Here is a 16,815-nt window from a genome sequence, read left to right on the forward strand (position 1 = left end):
AATAAATATTAATTGGAGTCACTTTTATGGCTAACAAGAAAGTCGCCGTCGCCGTATTGGCGGTTGCCGTCATTACGCTGGGGTTATTAATCAATAAGTTCTTTATTAAAGAGACACAGCAGAATACCAACGACGCCTATATTCGCGCCGATATCTCGCGTATTTCTCCGCAGATTGCCGGTGAAATTGCGCAGGTGTTGGTCAGGGACAACCAGTGGGTCAAACAGGGGGAATTGCTGGCGGTGATCGATCCGCGTGAATTCAACGTCGCATTGGCGCAGGCGACGGCGCAGGAGCAATCCGCCCGCGCCCGCCAGGACGACGCCAGGGCCAACCTGACCCGACAGAGCGCGCTGATCGCCGCCGCGCAGGCGGAGCGGCAGGCGGCGCAGGCGGAGCTGGCGTTTGCGCGCCAGGAGCAGAACCGCTACCAGAGAATGGCCAGCAGCGGCGCGGGTTCACAGCAGGCGGCGCAGCAGGCGACGACGCGCGTGCACACGCTTTCCGCCAATGTGGCGCAGGCGGAGGCGACGCTTAAAGCGGCGCGAAACATGGAGCAGGTGCTGCAAGCCAAGCTGGCGGACAGCGATGCCGAGTTGATGCTGGCGCAGGCGAAGAAAGCGATGGCCGAGCTGAACCTGTCTTACACCCGCATCACCGCGCCGATCGGCGGCGTGATCGGCAAGAACAGCCTGCGGGTCGGGGAGTTCGTCAAACCGGGCGATGCGCTGCTGGCCATCGTGCCGCAGGACAAGCTGTACATCATCGCCAACTACCAGGAAACCCAGCTGGAAAACATTGCGCACGGGCAGTCGGTAGACATCCATATCGATACCTTTCCCGGCCAAACGCTGAAAGGGCAGGTGGACAGCATCGCGCCGGCTTCCGGCGTCAGTTTCGCGGCCGTGGCGCCGGAGAACGCCACCGGCAACTTCACCAAGATCGTTCAGCGCATCCCGGTGAAAATTGTATTTGATATCAACAAAGAGCACGCCGCTTTGTTGAGCGCCCTGCGCGTCGGCATGTCTGCGGACGTCAGCATCAATACGCTGGACGGGGGCCTGCAATGAACAGAGCCGTGATCCCGCTGCTGTTGATTGCGCTGAGCGGCTGCCGGGCGGTGGGGCCGGACTACGCTCGGCCGCAGAACGCGCTGCCCGAGAGCTGGGGTGAGCAGGCCGGCGGCGGGGCGCTGCCGGTGGCCTGGTGGTCGATATTCAACGATGCGTCGCTGTCGCAACTGGTGCAGCGCGCGGCGGCCGGCAACCTGGATCTGCAGCTCGCCACGGCGCGCATGCAGCAAAGCCGCGCCTTGCTGGGCGTGACAGAGGCGGCGCTGATGCCGAATCTGAGCCTGGACGGCGCCTATCAGCGCCAGCGCGCCACCTCGGTGGGCAGCATGGATCCGTCCGGCAACGGCGGAGAGGCGGATTATAACCTCTGGCGCGGCGGATCCAGCGCCACCTGGGAGCTGGACATGTGGGGCAAGCTGCGTCGCGCGTCGGAAAGTGCGCGCGCCGGCTTTGCCGCTTCGCAGGAGAACCGGCGCGCACTGCTGACGTCGGTGACGGCGGAGGTGGCGAGCGACTATCTACGCCTGCGCGCCACGCAGCAACAGCTGGCGGTGGCGCAGGAAAACCGCGCCACGGCGCTGCGCACGCTGCAGCTGACGCAAAGTCGTTATCAGAGCGGCGCGGGCAACGAACTGGATGTCGATCAGGCGCAGGTGCAGTTGGCGCAGGTGGATGCCCTGCTGCCGACGCTGTTCGATAGGCAGGAACGCTTGATCAACGCCATCAGCCTGCTGTTGGGCGAGCGGCCGGGCGCGCTGAAAGCGATGTTGGCGCCGACGAAGCCCCTGCCGACGCTGGCGCGCGCGGTGCCGATGGGCGTGCCGTCGGATCTGGCGCTGCGCAGGCCGGATATTCGCGAAGCGGCGGAGCGTTTGCATCAGGCAACCGCCGAGATCGGCATCGCCACCGCCGACTACTATCCGCGCATCACGCTGACCGGCAATGCGGGCTATCAGGCACTGGCACTGGCGGATATGGGCAGTTGGTCCACGCATACCTTCGCCATCGGCCCCGCCCTGTATTTGCCGCTGTTCGACGGGGGGAAAATCACCCAACGGGTGCGCCTGAGCGAATACCGGCAGCAGGAAATGGCCATCGCCTACCAGCAAACGGTGTTGCGCGCCTGGCACGAGATCGACGACGCGCTTTCCGGCTATCGCGCCCAGCAGCGCCGCCAGACGCACCTGACCGAGGCGCTGGCCGCCAACCGACACGCGTTTGCGCTGGCGCGCGACAGCTATCTGAACGGTGCGAGCGATTTTATCCACGTTCTGAGCACGCAGCGTGCGCTGCTGGATCTGCAGTCCGCGCAAATTGTTTCAGAGGAGGAGACGGCGATCGCCGTGGTGAATATCTATCGAGCGCTGGGCGGCGGCTGGGAACACACCTACCCGTCTGTGGCGCCACAGGAGAAGGCTGATGCACAACACGCTGAATAAGATTGTCGACGAGATGCTGGAAAGAGACACCCGCCGCAAACGGGAGGCCCGGGTGAGCGCCGTGCGGCAAGTCACCGCCCGGATCCGCCGCATCACGTTGAGCGGCGACGATGTGGATAAGTTTATCGCCGATCCGCGCGCGCAGGAGCCGGCCAGTTGGGTCAAAGTGTTCTTCCCGTGGCGCGACACGCTGGCCGGACGGGCTTACACCCTGAGCGGCATCGACAAACTCGCCCGCACTTTCGATATCGATATGGTGCTGCACGGCGAAGGCCCGGCGTCGAACTGGGCGCGCGACGCGATGCCGGGCGACAAGCTGGGGTTCGCCGGCCCTTGCTCCGGCGGCTTCCGATTGTTGCCGCAAACTCGCTGGCTGCTGTTGCTGGGCGATGAGACCGCGTTGCCCGCCATGCGCACCATTCTCGCCTCGCTGTCCGACCCGTTGCCGGTGCTGTGGTTCGCCGAAGTGGGCGATGCGCAGGAGATTCAGGATGTCGATTATTCCTTTTTGCAGGTGAACAGCTGGCAAATTCGCACCCGACATTTTGACAGCGTGATGAACAGCCCGCTGGTGCAGGCCGTCAGCCATTGCGAACTGCCGTCCGGCGAAGGGCAGGTATGGCTGGCCTGCGAACACCAGATTGCCGCGTACCTGAAGGCGCGCTTTATCAACGAAATGGGTATCTCCCGCGCTGCGCTGTTTGCCAAGGGGTATTGGAAAAAGGGCGAAGCCAACTTCAAGGGCGCGATTTAACTCAGGCGAGTGAGGATGGTTATGATTGAGAGAGTGTTATTGGCGGTGGACTGCTTTGAACACAGCGGCAATGCCCTGGATTTTATGGCGCGCCTGCAAGGCTGCATCGGCGACGTGATCGTGCTGACGGTGGTAGACAATGCCTTTACGCTCAGCCGCAGCGGCCTGCGTTTTGACAGCGATGAGCGCGAGGAGTACCCCGCCGCTCAACGGGAAGAAGCGCTGGCGGAAAAGCAGGTCGGTCAGGTGACGCGGGCGCTGAAGCAGCAGGGTTTCAATGCCCAGGGCTTGCTGGCAGCGGGGACGCCCATCGAGGTGATCCCGGAACAGATGGCGCTGTTCAACTGCGATTTGCTGATCATCTCGCACCGCCACCTGTCTTCGTTGGGGCGCTGGCTGAACGCCTCCGTCACGCGCGGCCTGCTGGATGAGATTGGCCAACCGGTATTGGTGATCCCGCGCTAAGCCGGAGGGGGATCTCACTGGCGCTGATAGAGATAAATGTCGGCGCGCCGATCGTTGGGGTTGGCGATCGGCCTCTGGCCGCTGCGCGCTGGCCTGGCGCCGAGCGCAATCAGGTGAATGGGGCTGGCCTGAGGTAAGCGCTCGGCGATACGGTAGCCGCGTTGATATGACAGTGCTCGGTTGTGGCTCGCGTTGCCTATTGAGTCTGTGCGGCTGACAATAAATATGCCGTCGTAGTCAGACGCCTGGCTGATGTGCGAGCAGCAACGCGCCAGCGTCGCCTCATCAACCAGGGCGCTACCGCTTGCGAAATGCACCGTGCCGACATGGCTCATGACGATGTTTTCCTTGGTCAGTAGCAAGGCGCCGAGGCTGTTGGCGTCGTAAGCGTTTTCCTGGTGGCACAGTGTGCCCAGGTACTCGTGCAACACGGTGACGAATCGATACTGCACCAGCTGGCTACGGCTCAGCCGTGCGTTGGTGCGGCCGTCGAACCGGAGCAGGCCGGCCTGGCGTTTTGCGTCGCCGAAGCGTTCATATATCGGGCCGGTTTGGCAGCTGGACTGATTGAGCTCGTCGCTGCTTTTAGCATAGGAAAAAGGGGCGCAGAGCAGCATCAGCGCGATCGTTATAACTTTATTCATGTGCGTTAATGTTCCTGGTGGTGGATTCTTGCGAGAAGATAAAGTTGAATTGCTCTTCCAGCGTTGGCGTGGATTCGTTGTTTATATCTTCAAGGTTGATATAGCCCGGATCGGTGAACCACTGGGTAGCGCAGCTCAGCTCTTCGAACTTATCTCGGCCATCCTGATTCTGGGTAACGACGATCAGCTTGGCCGACTTATTATTGATAAAGCCGGTCTTAATGGCTGCGCAGCTCTGTCGGATGCCGGTGACCTCGTCGGGATCGATAACTTCTTTTGTGTCCGACGCAAACAGAATAATGACGTTGCGTGCCATGCCGCGAGAGGCAGAAAACGCGGTGCGCCCCGCCCACAGTAGCCCTTCCAGCGTTTTAATCTTATTGGTGCTAAAGTCGATGCCGGAAAGCGCACTATTCACATTTTGGGATGAGGTCAGGCCATATTTTACGGTGCTGGCGGGGCAGGTGCCGGCATCGCCAAAATAAACGCCGCGTTTGACCGCGAGGGAGGATAGATATTCCGCACTTTGGTAAGTCGTCTTTGCGGCGCGTTCAAAATCACTCTGCGTAATTGAAAATATTCCAGAGTTAGCAAAATTATCGGTATAATCATCCAGAAGATAATAGTTATCGTACCTTTTTGCGTAATGCTTGGCCAGAGGAAAGTAATCAATATACTGTTGTTGTTGCTTAAGGTTGTCTATAACTTCTTTCTGTGCATCGACATTTTCTTTGGCAATCTTTATGTTTTCATTAGCCATTGGCAGCATCGCCTCAGCAAGTCTTATCTCTTGTTGATAATAACTTATTTGTTCTGTCAGCTCTTTATATTCCTGAGTGCCGGGATCATGTTGACTAAGCTCATTATTCCAATATATTATCATCTGATTACTGTAATCAATCTCTGCGTTTAATCTTCCGAGATATTCCTCGGCCATTCTTAATGTATTTTCAAGTTCAGCCAGGTAATCTTCTTGCGCAAAGAAGTTTTCCCACCAGACAAATGAAAAGGCATCGCTCCGGGCGATCCCGGTATAGCATTTGCCCCCGGAGTTGACGCGAAAAGAGTATGGGATCACCGTCGTTCGGGTAGTCGGCGCTTCGGCATACAGGCGGGATAGTGAGCTCATTAGCGCCGCCCGCGCCTGCATCACGTTTGCACGGTTAAGACTGCTGGCCTCGACGGCGATAATCACGTGTAACGGTCTGAAAACTTTGACGGCGTTATCCGCCGTGGAGATCCTGACCTCTGGGTCGAGGCCAATGGTTTTGTTTATTTCATCGAAGGGAACGTTAGTGTTTTGACTGACGTTGGAAGTGGTCGCGAGCAGTTCGCTGATCCGCTTATTTTCTTTTAGCTCCTGAAGCTTTTCCAGCGTAGTTTCTTGCAGCTCCGCCGAGAAGGCATGGGTTGCCTGATTCATATTGGCGCCTGTCGCTTCGGCTAGCCGCCCGGCATTGGCGGTCACCGTTCCTCTTTCTACCATCGAGGTACGGGTCACGACGGAGGTCAGCCGCATTTCTCGCGTTTTTTCCATGATGGTGGAGGAGTAGTTTTCGACCCAAAAAATAGAGATCACCACCATCATGCCGCCAATCGCCCACAGCGGCATTAATCCACCCTGTTCATCACCTAAAAAACGCTCGAATTTATTCTTCATGATTATTATCTTCTAATGATGATGGCCAATTTGGATGGCACTTTCTGCCAGCAGCGTTTTATTTTTAGAGAATAATCCCGGTTCTGTTTTTTTACAGATGGAAACCCGATACACCGAGTTAGATTTGCCGAATGAGGTTTTGATATCGATGCCATAGTCAGTCAGCCGCTTGGTGAGCTGGCAGCCTTCTTTGCTCCCGGGTAGCTTATACATGCTGTATTGCTCCGTTGCGTAGGCGATTTCCTCAACGAAAACGTCGAAAAACGGCGCTTCTCCGCCGTTCTTGAACTGGCTAAACATTTTAGCGACGTTAACGACGTCGCCTTGGCTTAAATTGGCATTGCCAAACAGGCTGTCACGATGGGAAATAATATTCACCATTTGATCGGCCAGTTTATTAATACTAAACTGTACTGACATGACCAAAGCCTGCTGCATGGTATAAATCAGCAGCACGGACAAGAATAGGGTAACAAAGGTGCCTTCAACGGCGACGCTACCATCCTCATTATCAACAAGCCTGTTAATGGAAGTAATCATTGACGATAAATACCTCGCGATCAAATTGTTGTGGGAAAGACAGTAGGTCGCTTATCCAATCGCTGCTGTATTCACGTTGGATCTGATAGGCGATGTTAATCAGCTTGGTTTTCTTTCCGCACTTTTTGCTGACTTTGATATTGATATCCTCATAGCAGGTTATCTTTGGCTCCGAATAGAGCAGCGCGCTGAAATAAAACTCACTGCCGCTCTTGTTTAAATCGGCCAGGAAGTTTTCATTTATCTTTTCGACATCGTTGTCTAAAAACGAGAGATCGACGCGCTGTGACGCAAACTCTTCGTTGAAATAAATGATTGAGATATCGTTCTGAAACCTCAGCACCTCATAAATCATCATCAATATGATAAAGAGGATCGGCAGCAGCACGCTGGCCTCGATGGTTGAGATACCTCGCTCCTCACTCCCTACTCTAGTGAATAGACTTATCATTTTGCGATTTTCATACCGTTAAGATCGTTGATGATCGTCATGGAATCCTCGCGGGAATAGCGCATGCTGAGCAGCTCAAAGGCGCGGGTCTCTTGGTCACCGCGAATCAGCGCCATGATCAGGTTGGCATACATCTCTTTAGATTCCGTATTGCTATAGCCGGCATACAGCAGAGAAGGGTCTATATCCCCTGTGCTGGCCTTGGCCATGTATTGTGCAATCTTCAGGTTGTCGGCCAGCGCCGGGTCTCCCGGCAGGTAGGTTCTGGCGCGCTTCAGTTCGGCGATGCAGGTTTCATACTTATTCTGCTTACAGTAGGCAATGGCGGCATACATCAGCGATTTGCCGCGCATAGTAGCGCTTTGGGCAAGCGCCATTTTCCCTTCGGCAAAATTCTGTTTATACAGAGAGATAGTTTCCTGATATTGATGCCGCATCAGACTGTTCTTCATTAGTTCGATAATCACCCTTGGGTAATTCTCATCTGCGCGGCTAATTTTTCCCTGAATAATCTCCAGTTCCTGGCCCTCCATATCATATTTATTCATCTTGGAATAGATATCGGCCAGGTAGAAGCGTGTCTCGATATTGTCCGGTTGCGCTTGCAGACTATCTACCGCGATCTCCCTGGCCTTTTCAAAGGCGCCGACGCGGACCGCCAGCTGAGCCGTTTCCCGATCGTTTCTCAACATATCGGGCGTGCCGTTGACGCAGGCAGCAAGAAAGACTATCGAAGTGAGGACTAACTTTTTCATTACGAGATCATCTCCAATGACAGGCTGCCCATGGCGCGTAGCAGGCCAGGAGCAATGATTTCAACAATAACCGGGAACATGATAAAGAGAATGAGCGGTATCCCCATCTTGGCGTTGACGGAGCCAATTTTTTCTTCGGTTTCTATAAAGTGAAACTGGCGGATCTCTTTAGATAACTCTTGCAGACCGGACTGCATGCCAGCGCCGAACTGGGCGGAGTTACGCACGGTTGCGATAAACTCCTTGACCTCGCTTAGGGGAACCTCTTCATAGAGCTTTTCGCAGGCGATGTTTATATCGCTGTATTTCAGCGTGCGTGAAAAGTTCTGCATGCTGTTGCCTAACAGACCGGAGAAACGATAGAGCACCGGGGAAACGGTTTCTAAAGCGGCCGTCAGCGTCATGCCAGTTTTGATACAGGTGGCGCACAGATCGAGAAAGTAGACGAAGTTGATCCTGAACTTTTTGATCTCGTTCTTATGTTTTCTCTCGAGATAAATCTTTGAGCCAATGTAGTACACGATCATGAAAACAGGAATGACATAGAATGACAGATTACCCAGGCAGGCTAACAGCGTTAGGGACAGAGTTGAAAAGAGAAATATGCTAGAGATATAAATATAAAATAGGGTGCTTTCTTGTAGCGAGTAATATCCTGCCTTATTAATGAGAGCATGGTATTCCGTATGGGACAGGTTGTTTTCAACGTAGAATGATAGCTTTCTCATTAATAAAGAGAACAGGTCTTTAATCCTGTTTTTCAGGCTGAGGTAGTCATCGAGGTTCTCGTGTGAGGAAACGATAAAGTAAAATTTATCATAATACTCTTCTTCTTTCTTGTGGCTCTTTAATCCCCAGATAAACACAATAACGCCGACGATAAAGAGCGAGGTTGAGATAAAGAAAATCACAGTTCAACTCCCTTAATCATGCGTGAAATAATGAAAAACCCGATGCTGACGCTAATGACCACGTAAATCACCACGTAGCGGCCATAAAGCTCATCGAAGAGGTAAACGAAGTTCCAAAAGGCGAACTTATAGAGTACGACCAGCATCAGCAGCGGTAAAAGCGCCAGGATCTTTGCCGCCCCGCGTGCCTCTGAGGTTAACGCCTTGGTTTTTTTCTTAATGACTTGAGCGGCGACCAGGTCATTGGCCAGGGACAGCAGGGTATCTTTCAGACTGCTGCCTTTTTGTATGGAGATACGAATATACGAACTAAAAACAAAGTAGCCTTTATAGGGGTAGATTTTCTCACCCCGGCTGAGTATGTCATCAAAGGACACGCCGTTTTTCAGTTGGAATGAGATGCGGGTAAATTCTCGCTTCATGATATCGCTCAGGTTCTCCGCCGCTGCATCAATGGCCGCGTATATCGTCTGGCCCACGGCCAGGTTGCGGCTGATAAGCCGCAGCGCATAGGGGAACTGTGCTTCGAAATAGTCGCTGAAACGGCTCTGGTAGATGCCGTACAACGCGGCAAACGAAATAGCTACCAGGATCACGGTGCCAAATACATAGGCAAACGACGAGGCGCTGAAGGTCAGGCAGCAGAACCACCAAAACAGGATGTAGCCGCCGCTGACCACCAGAGACATCACCAGGCTTTTGGTGCCAAAAATAAACACGAAGTCGGGTAGGTAAGACTTGCCGATGAGCTTTTTTATTTCCTTGGTTTTCTCTTTCTCAGCCGGCTTCGCTTTACCGAAAAAGTTCTCCCACTTTTTCTTCTTCGCGGCCTTTTGCCTGACGTATGAGAACATCAGCAGCAGAAGCAGCAGGGTGATGAGGAAGCCCGTCAGGTTAGTCATGCAGGATGCCTTTGAGCTCTGGGAGCAGCCCGGCGAACGCGGCCTTTGATTCCAGAATGGAGTAGGCGATATTCTGCTTATGCGCATACTTCGTGACCGTATCCGACTCTTTTCGCCTTTCGAGCAGGAACACGTCCTGGCTTTGAATGACCTCACCCTCCAGCGTGCCGATTTCCGTAATGTTGGTAATCTTCCTCGAGCCGCAGGGCAACCTTGCGCATTGAATAATAATATCAACGGCCTGCGATATTTGGCCGCGAATGGTTTTGGCCGAGATATTGGAGTTCGCCATGGAGAGCATGCTTTCCAGGCGCACCAGCGCGTCTTTTGGCGTATTGGCGTGAATGGTTGAGAGCGAACCTTCGTGGCCGGTGTTCATGGCCTGAAGCATTTCAAAGGTTTCATCGCCACGACACTCGCCCACGATGATCCGGTCTGGGCGCATACGCAACGCGTTGATCACCAGGTCACGAATCGAGACTTCACCGCCGCCGTCAACACCCTTAGGGCGCGACTCCAGGCGCACGACGTGATCTTTTTGCAGCTGCAGCTCGGCGGCATCTTCGATGGTGACGATGCGGTCGCCATCATCGATTTCGTTCGAAATTGCATTGAGCAGGGTGGTTTTCCCTGAACCCGTCCCCCCCGAGATGATGATGTTCGCCTTGGCCCTGACCATCAGGCTCAGGTAGTGCCCCATCGCCTCACTCATCGAGCCAAAGTTGATCAGGTCGATCAGGTCTAATTTATCCTCTTTAAACTTTCGGATGGAGATGGTGCAGCCATCTAGGGCCACGGGCGGAATGATGATGTTGACGCGGCTACCGTCGGCCAGGCGGGCATCGACCATCGGCGAGCTTTCATCTACCCGACGCCCAATCGGCGCAACAATACGCTGCGCGATACGCAGGATCTGCTCATTAGATTTAAACTGAGAATCTTGCTTGATGAGTTTGCCCGCCCGTTCGATGTAGATGGATTTACACCCGTTAACCATGATGTCGTTAACGCTGGGATCGGCCAGCAGATCTTCGATGGGCCCCAGCCCGAAGATGTCGTCATAATAGCTTTTGATCAGCTCATCAAACTTTCTTCTGGTTAATATAATATTTTCCAGATCGAGCGCCGGTATGAGCAGTTCTTCAATTTTCATCAGCGCTTCATGAGTGGCAGAGCTGTCATAGTTTTCTATTTTTATTTGCTCTAACAGCGCGTTTCTGATTTTTTCATAGGTTTTTATATCCATGTCATCACCTAAATATGCTGTCTATAATGTTTTTGCTTTCTTTCTTACGGTTGAAAGCGGTTAACACCCCCCCCAGCAGGTTGGCGTTATTGTTGAAGTCCACCTTGATGCCCAGCTTGGTGTGGATTTCTTTATCCGTGATTTCAGTTGCCAGCTTACCGGCCTGTTTTCGGATGGAGATCAGCTTGTCCCTTCTTTTCTCCCCTTTATCCTGCTTAAAGCCAATTCGGTTCTTGAGATAGTTAAGGTTATAGATAGACTCGATCTGCCCATTGGTCATCAGCACACGGATGTCGCTCTCATTGAGCAAATTAATTCCGCCGTGCAGCGTGAGAAAATAGTAGGGGATATTAATAAAAATAAATCCATAGGAGTTTGCCAGCGATTCGATGAATTTCTCAACGCCGTTGAGGAAGGCGTCAACGTTGTCAACGTGCGCCTCGTCGTTGGCAATGTTGAAGGAAACGTAGTCGAAGTGATCTTTTATTTTCATCACCAGTTTCAGGGACGAGGTGGTATCCAGTTCATTCTCATAGCCCAGCACGTGCTCAACGGTGTTTTTATTGGCCTTTACCCCCAATGCGGCATCAAAGAAAATGTTTGCGATGTCGCAGTTAACAAACAGCATTGAATAGCCTTTCATCATTTCGCTGTTACAGAGATCGTGAAAAACGCGATAATTAATATCGATATCAGGCGAGGTATTGCACAACCCGATCACCAGAGAAGTTCTGGAGCGCACATAGCCGAAGTGTTCCACTATCCCCAGCAGCAGCAGGCGGATCTCACTGGTGCGGGTAAAATAGCTGCTGAACCCCAGCTCGCGAGCCTGCCACGTTGCCTGGATCGAATCCTCGTTGCCGATCAGCATGGAGGGATAGCGACCACGCAGCATCATGGCGATGTCCGCGATTTCAGTCTCGCTGTAGCTCTGGGCATCCAGCACAAAATAATTTTTCCCCGTCAGGGCGTTATTAATAAACTCCAGCAGGTCGCCAGCGGGGATGTGCTTGATCATCGTATCGACGTCGTACAATGAGAGTGGTTCTGAGAGTGATAAAAAATCAGTCTCAGTTTTGGTTAAAACAATCACGCTGGCCTTTTTCTTTTTGGCCTCGTTTTTTCTCTTTAGTTTTTCTATGAACATTAACGTGCTCTCTCAGCGAAATCATTACCATTGGTCGAGCAAACTTCTCGCTCCGAATAGTTATCCAGAGCCTGCTCGTCGGAGCTGTACCAGTTAAAATCAGAGAGCCGGAACCGATAGCAACCTCGCTCGGTTTTATGCCGGTTACCGATGGCAATATAGTTTGCGTCAAGCTGGTTCACGCTCTCTTGCAATACAGCATTAATGCCATACTGTTTCTGTATTTCTTCTTGCAGCCTGATCGCACGGTCATAGTGGTTATCGCTATAAATAATCGCCAAGCTGCTGATGGAGCCGATTTTCTTGCTTAAAAAAAAGTTTTCAAGCTTTGCCATCTTGGTGCGGTCGGGGTTGCCGACAAACTTAACGTAATACGCCTTTCTTTCGTCGGGCTGCCTTTCGAACGCGCAGCCGTTTAAGCCCAGGCAGATAAAAATAAGGAGCAGCGAATTAGTTAATGACATAGTCGGCTCCTTTGACAAAGACATCGGTAATGCTGTTATCACTGTGCCCGAGATCGAAAAAGACCTCCCACGGGCTGGAGAATTTGGCGTAGGGGAGCTTGATGTAGTTTCTCTCTACGGGTTTGACATACTCAACGGTGGCGAAGATGACTAATTCACTGCGCCCAGATGTGAACCCGGTTGACTTGAACAAGGCGCCCAGCACTGGAATGTCGGCAAATCCTGGAACTTTATTAACATATTGCGTTTGGCTGTTGTCGATCAGTCCGCCGAGGACGAAGCTCTCTCCATCCCGCATTCGTACTGAGGTCTTCACGTTACGCACGTTAATCGTCGGCAGCTCGGTGTTCTCATATTTATAGTACCCGCCGATCTGAGATGATTCGACGCTCACGTCCATGCTAATCGAGGAGTCCGAATTGATCACCGGTGCAAAGTTCAGCATGACGCCATAGTTTTTCCATTCAACCGTTGAGCCATTTTCACTGCGCTGAAAAATAGGTATCTGCCCGCCGCCGTGAAATGATGCGGTCTTCCCGTTGGTGACCGTGATACTTGGCGTGGTCAGCACGTTAGCCAGGCTGTTTTTCGCCAGGGCGTTGATGGCTACGCCCAGAGAGTCGAAGTTAAACCCCTTAACCAGGCTGCTGTAGATGCCGTTGTTGATAGTCAGATCGTTACTCACGCCGGTGCTGATCTTGCCCCGCCCCCAGTCAATGCCCAGGGTTTCCGTCACGTCCTTCGAGACTTCCGCGACCGTAACCCTGATCTTAATTTGCTGATTTTTTTGGGTTACTAAGGAGTACCTGACCTGATCGCTATCCACGTACTCTTCGATCAGCGACTTGATCCGTGCGCCATCTTCAGTGGAAAATACCGGGCCGCTGACCAGCAGCGAGTCGCTCATGTCGATGACCTTCACGTCTTTAAACCCCTCGCTGATCAGCAAGGTATTCAACATGACGGATTTCTTTTGCAGATCGTTCACGGTGATCAGCAGCGTTTGACTCTCACCGTTGGTACCATTAACGGAGAGATTGGTTTGCCCGCTTTTTTTACCGAAGACATAGATGTGGTTCTCATCGACCACCCGGAAGTCGGCAATTTCCGGTGAGCCAACGACGATTGACTTCACGCTGAAGTCAATCTCAAGATCGGTCGTTTTATTGATGTCCACGTCGAGCGCCGCAGCGTTAAAGCTGGCGGTTAACATCACAATAAGAAAAACCGCCAGCCTGTTAATATTTACGAATTTCACTTTGCGCTCCCCTGATTTCAACCACGCGGCTTTGCCTTTCCGAAATTGGCGCCCCAGAGACAATGTCTGACGGGGTAATCTCTCTTGTGCTGTTATTTATTTTGGCGATGCCCTCATTGATATTGTGAACCTTGGTGGGCGTGATGAAGAACATCCCCATAATTTGCGCCTGAATGACTTTATCCACGTCCTCGGGCTTGAAGTAGGCATAGACGATGGTCGTTGAGGACTTGTCATCGCTGACGGCCCGGTTGCTGTGCACCTCATTCGCCAGCGAATTCTCCCCGCTGGTTGTTTTCATCAGGCTGGAAACCAGCCCCGACTGATCGAACTTTTGCAGCTTATTGAGGTTGCCGTTGCCCATAAAGAACCACACCTTGCTGGCGAACTGTTTGACCCGCGTGTCCTTGTAGTCTTTCCCCGTGGTACCGTTATCGCTGCGCGATTTTTGATAAAGATCGTCCCGGTAGGCTTTGTTATCATTGGAGACCAGGAACAGATCGATAAAACCAAAGTCCGCGATGTTAGGGTTCTTCAGGCTGGCGGTGGTGACAGAAATAGGCAATATCGAATAGCTCGAATCGATTTTCTGCAACAGGTTGCCAAGGTTATCTTTCGAGGCCCGTTCGCCGGAGGCAATATTTTGATATGCCACGCCGCCGGACGCCATTAGTCCGCGAAAGTCCTTTTCGCCAAAAATCGTGTCTAGCCAGGCGGGGGGCGAGCCTGGTGGATATTTTATCTCTTTCTCGGTGAAGTCATCCGTGGTGACGATAGCACCCACATCAATATTATGCTTTGCGGTATAATAGATAAGGCTTTTATTCACTATGAGGTTCTTAGTCTTTCCCTCGTCCTCGTTGCCTTTATCGCTGTATATACCTACTACGCCGGCTAACATGGTTAGCAGTGCGACTATTGCAATAAATTTAAAGCGCACAGATGCTCCTTATCAAACTGCACCGATAAACGTATAGGTACATAAACTGATTAAAATAGGGATGGCGTAGGGTACGCCGCTCCTTACTTTATCATAGCGCTTGATCAGCGAAATTTTTGACAGGGCATATGTCCATAAGATTGCCCATACGCCACCCATAAAAACAGTCAGGTAAATAACGTTAACGTATTGTTCCGGCGGCACCACCAGCATGGTGATGAACAGCAGTTTGGTATCGCCAAACCCCAGTATGTTGCAAGACGAAAGAATGATACCAACCAAGAGCATGGCAAACGGCCATATCAGCACCTGGCCCGCACCAATAATGCCTGGGTGGGAAAAAATATAGCAGTATGCCACCGTAAGTATCATAAAATGCGCTACGTTAGGTATTCTTCTTTCTGTGATATCTTTAAGTGATATGTATAAAGATATGATTATTATCGCTATGAACATATAGGTTTTAAATATAGCCCTCGAAGAGTCGAAGGCTATATGACGAAAGTTTACTATTACTTCAGGATGTTGCCTGAAGCAGTGATCTTCGTGGCCATGGTGTTCCATGCCGCGCTCAGGGATTCAATGAACCCGCCTTTGTCAAAGATGAAGAACAGGGCAGAGGCCATCGCTACACCGATGATGGCGTATTCGATAGCGGTGATGCCACGCTCGTTTTGTTCTGCGTTTTTGACGTTGCGGCAAGCCATAGAGACATACGCTTTCAGAGCTACATTTTTCAACATTTTTTATTCCTTTAAATATATTAGTAGGATGGTTATGACGCTAAAAACTCGCTTTTAATTGAAGCGTGTTGTTTAGGCCGGGGGTATCCTACTCAGTGATAAAAAAAACGTCATATCATATTTAATAATGAAATATAAAATTGCATCATTTATCAGGAAAAATGAGGAAAATCAGTTCATTAATATCATTGTTACCTGTTGGAATATAGAAGTCATCCTTGTTTATAACCAAAAAATATTGTTTGCTGTTCTTGTGCAACAAAACCGATACCAGACGATTGCGACTGTCGGAGCTGAATGCGCTCTCTGTCATATTTCGCTCATGCCAATCCACTTTTGCTGTGGCTATTGAATGCGTTAACAATGCATTGAGTTCCATTTCGGCAGTGATATAACGTAAGTGATTGCCATCACTTTGAATCAATCTGATGTAGGCGGTTTCTCTATCTTTGTTTAAGTATAGGTTTAGCTTTATTTTTTCTTCGCCGTCCAGAAATAATAACCCATGGTAACTATTGCTCATTGATTCTAAAATATATTGTTTATAACTTAGAGTTCCACAGATGAAAAGTAATATGCAAGCAATTAAAAATAATCCCTTAACCTTCATTTTTACAAGTCGTGATTTCTGTAAGGTAGTCTCTTTTTTTATTGTCATTTATATTGCTCTTCATTCGATAACAAACGGTTTTTTTTTCACCGTGAACGTATTCTATGCGATCGCCAGTAGAGTGAATCCTGTATCCATCAAGGTATAAGGTTTCTTCATTTTTATCTTCATTTATTTTTACGGAAAACCAAACGCCTATAATATAGCTGCATATCAATACGGCTATCATCAGCATGCTTCTTTTCACTTTATCACGTTTGGATGTCGCTTTTTCTGATGCAGTTTCGTGAACCTCACGAGTCTTCTTAAATCGGTGAGGAGATATCTCTTCTTTATGTTTTGAATCATTATCCGAATTGCTCCCCAGTTCCGCTGTGCCAGTGCTCGTATTGGGTATTAACTCGGTTTCATCATCAACTTTAATGATGACCTTCTCTGCATTAATCGTATACCCTTTTTTAGGAACGGTAATGATAATTTCACGTGATGCATCACCAATCTTTCTTCTCAATGAATTTATCGTTTGGTTGATGGCGAAATCTGTCACATAACGCCCTTCCCATATATGTATACCGAGATCTTTTCTTGATGATACATTAGGGCTTTGTTCAATAAGAAAATGCCATAGCTTCAATTCTTTATTCCTTAAAATAATCTGCTGATTGTTTTCTGGTATTAAAATAGCCATTCTTTCCCGGAAAGCACGGTCACGGGAAGTTGTTTCATGAGAGCCTCACTAAAATTCATTGCGCAATGCCTGGTAACCACGCACCAGCTCGACGTTGGTGGCGGCCACTTCTTCCGAAAACTGCA

Annotated in this window: 20 protein-coding genes and 1 pseudogene; 4 read left to right on the forward strand and 17 right to left on the reverse strand. The window is 50.9% G+C overall.

Annotation, left to right across the window (positions count from 1 at the left end; all coding sequences use genetic code 11):
* The first annotated feature begins 26 nt into the window (after positions 1–26).
* Genes ACJ8IL_RS16475 through ACJ8IL_RS16490 form a run of 4 tightly spaced genes read left to right on the forward strand, consistent with a single transcriptional unit; the run spans position 27 to position 3,731 of the window.
* Positions 27–1,070, forward strand: a complete 1,044-nt coding sequence (locus ACJ8IL_RS16475) for an HlyD family secretion protein (RefSeq protein ID WP_060434858.1) — start codon at positions 27–29, stop codon at positions 1,068–1,070.
* Positions 1,067–2,512, forward strand: a complete 1,446-nt coding sequence (locus ACJ8IL_RS16480; protein WP_442516673.1) for an efflux transporter outer membrane subunit — start codon at positions 1,067–1,069, stop codon at positions 2,510–2,512. Before ACJ8IL_RS16475 ends, ACJ8IL_RS16480 begins: the two co-directional genes overlap by 4 nt.
* Positions 2,493–3,266, forward strand: a complete 774-nt coding sequence (locus ACJ8IL_RS16485) for a siderophore-interacting protein (protein ID WP_025304817.1) — start codon at positions 2,493–2,495, stop codon at positions 3,264–3,266. The genes ACJ8IL_RS16480 and ACJ8IL_RS16485 overlap by 20 nt, the downstream gene beginning before the upstream one ends.
* A 21-nt stretch (positions 3,267–3,287) precedes the next feature.
* Positions 3,288–3,731: a universal stress protein gene (locus ACJ8IL_RS16490; RefSeq protein ID WP_025304818.1), complete on the forward strand. Its 444-nt coding sequence runs from the start codon at positions 3,288–3,290 to the stop codon at positions 3,729–3,731.
* 14 nt (positions 3,732–3,745) lie between these two features.
* Here ACJ8IL_RS16490 and ACJ8IL_RS16495 read toward each other — a convergent pair whose 3' ends face one another.
* From ACJ8IL_RS16495 to ACJ8IL_RS16575, 17 genes and pseudogenes are all read right to left on the reverse strand, one after another.
* Positions 3,746–4,375, reverse strand: coding sequence for a hypothetical protein (locus ACJ8IL_RS16495; protein ID WP_442516674.1), 630 nt, complete (start codon positions 4,373–4,375; stop codon positions 3,746–3,748).
* Complete coding sequence (locus ACJ8IL_RS16500; RefSeq protein ID WP_442516675.1) at positions 4,368–6,035, reverse strand: hypothetical protein; 1,668 nt, start codon at positions 6,033–6,035, stop codon at positions 4,368–4,370. The genes ACJ8IL_RS16495 and ACJ8IL_RS16500 overlap by 8 nt, the downstream gene beginning before the upstream one ends.
* Positions 6,036–6,047: 12 nt before the next feature.
* Positions 6,048–6,575, reverse strand: coding sequence for a tight adherence pilus pseudopilin TadF (tadF, locus tag ACJ8IL_RS16505; RefSeq protein ID WP_442516676.1), 528 nt, complete (start codon positions 6,573–6,575; stop codon positions 6,048–6,050).
* Positions 6,559–6,963: a hypothetical protein gene (locus ACJ8IL_RS16510; protein ID WP_043140890.1), complete on the reverse strand. Its 405-nt coding sequence runs from the start codon at positions 6,961–6,963 to the stop codon at positions 6,559–6,561. Before ACJ8IL_RS16510 ends, tadF begins: the two co-directional genes overlap by 17 nt.
* A gap of 59 nt (positions 6,964–7,022) precedes the next feature.
* Positions 7,023–7,781 carry a tetratricopeptide repeat protein gene (locus ACJ8IL_RS16515; RefSeq protein WP_043140893.1) on the reverse strand — a complete coding sequence of 253 codons (759 nt, stop codon included), beginning with the start codon at positions 7,779–7,781 and terminating at the stop codon, positions 7,023–7,025.
* A complete protein-coding gene (locus tag ACJ8IL_RS16520) occupies positions 7,781–8,692 on the reverse strand; it encodes a type II secretion system F family protein (RefSeq protein ID WP_043140897.1) in 912 nt (303 codons plus the stop codon). The genes ACJ8IL_RS16515 and ACJ8IL_RS16520 overlap by 1 nt, the downstream gene beginning before the upstream one ends.
* Positions 8,689–9,594: a type II secretion system F family protein gene (locus ACJ8IL_RS16525; protein WP_049205748.1), complete on the reverse strand. Its 906-nt coding sequence runs from the start codon at positions 9,592–9,594 to the stop codon at positions 8,689–8,691. The genes ACJ8IL_RS16520 and ACJ8IL_RS16525 overlap by 4 nt, the downstream gene beginning before the upstream one ends.
* The gene (locus ACJ8IL_RS16530; protein ID WP_043140903.1) at positions 9,587–10,840 is read right to left on the reverse strand and encodes a CpaF family protein; all 1,254 of its coding nucleotides are present in this window, start codon (positions 10,838–10,840) and stop codon (positions 9,587–9,589) included. Before ACJ8IL_RS16530 ends, ACJ8IL_RS16525 begins: the two co-directional genes overlap by 8 nt.
* A 4-nt stretch (positions 10,841–10,844) precedes the next feature.
* Positions 10,845–11,987, reverse strand: coding sequence for a hypothetical protein (locus tag ACJ8IL_RS16535; RefSeq protein WP_164068281.1), 1,143 nt, complete (start codon positions 11,985–11,987; stop codon positions 10,845–10,847).
* Entirely contained in the window at positions 11,987–12,451 is a 465-nt protein-coding gene (locus ACJ8IL_RS16540) for a hypothetical protein (protein WP_197769451.1), read from the reverse strand. Before ACJ8IL_RS16540 ends, ACJ8IL_RS16535 begins: the two co-directional genes overlap by 1 nt.
* A complete protein-coding gene (locus ACJ8IL_RS16545; RefSeq protein ID WP_142105465.1) occupies positions 12,438–13,709 on the reverse strand; it encodes a type II and III secretion system protein family protein in 1,272 nt (423 codons plus the stop codon). The genes ACJ8IL_RS16540 and ACJ8IL_RS16545 overlap by 14 nt, the downstream gene beginning before the upstream one ends.
* Positions 13,690–14,649 (reverse strand): hypothetical protein, encoded by a 960-nt coding sequence (locus tag ACJ8IL_RS16550; RefSeq protein WP_197811647.1) that lies wholly within the window; start codon positions 14,647–14,649, stop codon positions 13,690–13,692. Before ACJ8IL_RS16550 ends, ACJ8IL_RS16545 begins: the two co-directional genes overlap by 20 nt.
* A 12-nt stretch (positions 14,650–14,661) precedes the next feature.
* A complete protein-coding gene (locus ACJ8IL_RS16555) occupies positions 14,662–15,213 on the reverse strand; it encodes an A24 family peptidase (RefSeq protein ID WP_080352627.1) in 552 nt (183 codons plus the stop codon).
* Positions 15,162–15,392 carry a Flp family type IVb pilin gene (locus ACJ8IL_RS16560; protein WP_049205753.1) on the reverse strand — a complete coding sequence of 77 codons (231 nt, stop codon included), beginning with the start codon at positions 15,390–15,392 and terminating at the stop codon, positions 15,162–15,164. Before ACJ8IL_RS16560 ends, ACJ8IL_RS16555 begins: the two co-directional genes overlap by 52 nt.
* Before the next feature lie 145 nt (positions 15,393–15,537).
* Positions 15,538–16,002, reverse strand: coding sequence for a hypothetical protein (locus ACJ8IL_RS16565; protein ID WP_154618046.1), 465 nt, complete (start codon positions 16,000–16,002; stop codon positions 15,538–15,540).
* Entirely contained in the window at positions 15,992–16,690 is a 699-nt protein-coding gene (locus ACJ8IL_RS16570; protein ID WP_442516677.1) for a winged helix-turn-helix domain-containing protein, read from the reverse strand. Before ACJ8IL_RS16570 ends, ACJ8IL_RS16565 begins: the two co-directional genes overlap by 11 nt.
* Before the next feature lie 48 nt (positions 16,691–16,738).
* A pseudogene (locus tag ACJ8IL_RS16575) lies at positions 16,739–16,815 on the reverse strand (carbonate dehydratase); the annotation flags it as partial.

Source organism: Serratia sp. CY47444 (assembly GCF_052168635.1).
GTDB lineage: Bacteria > Pseudomonadota > Gammaproteobacteria > Enterobacterales > Enterobacteriaceae > Serratia > Serratia bockelmannii.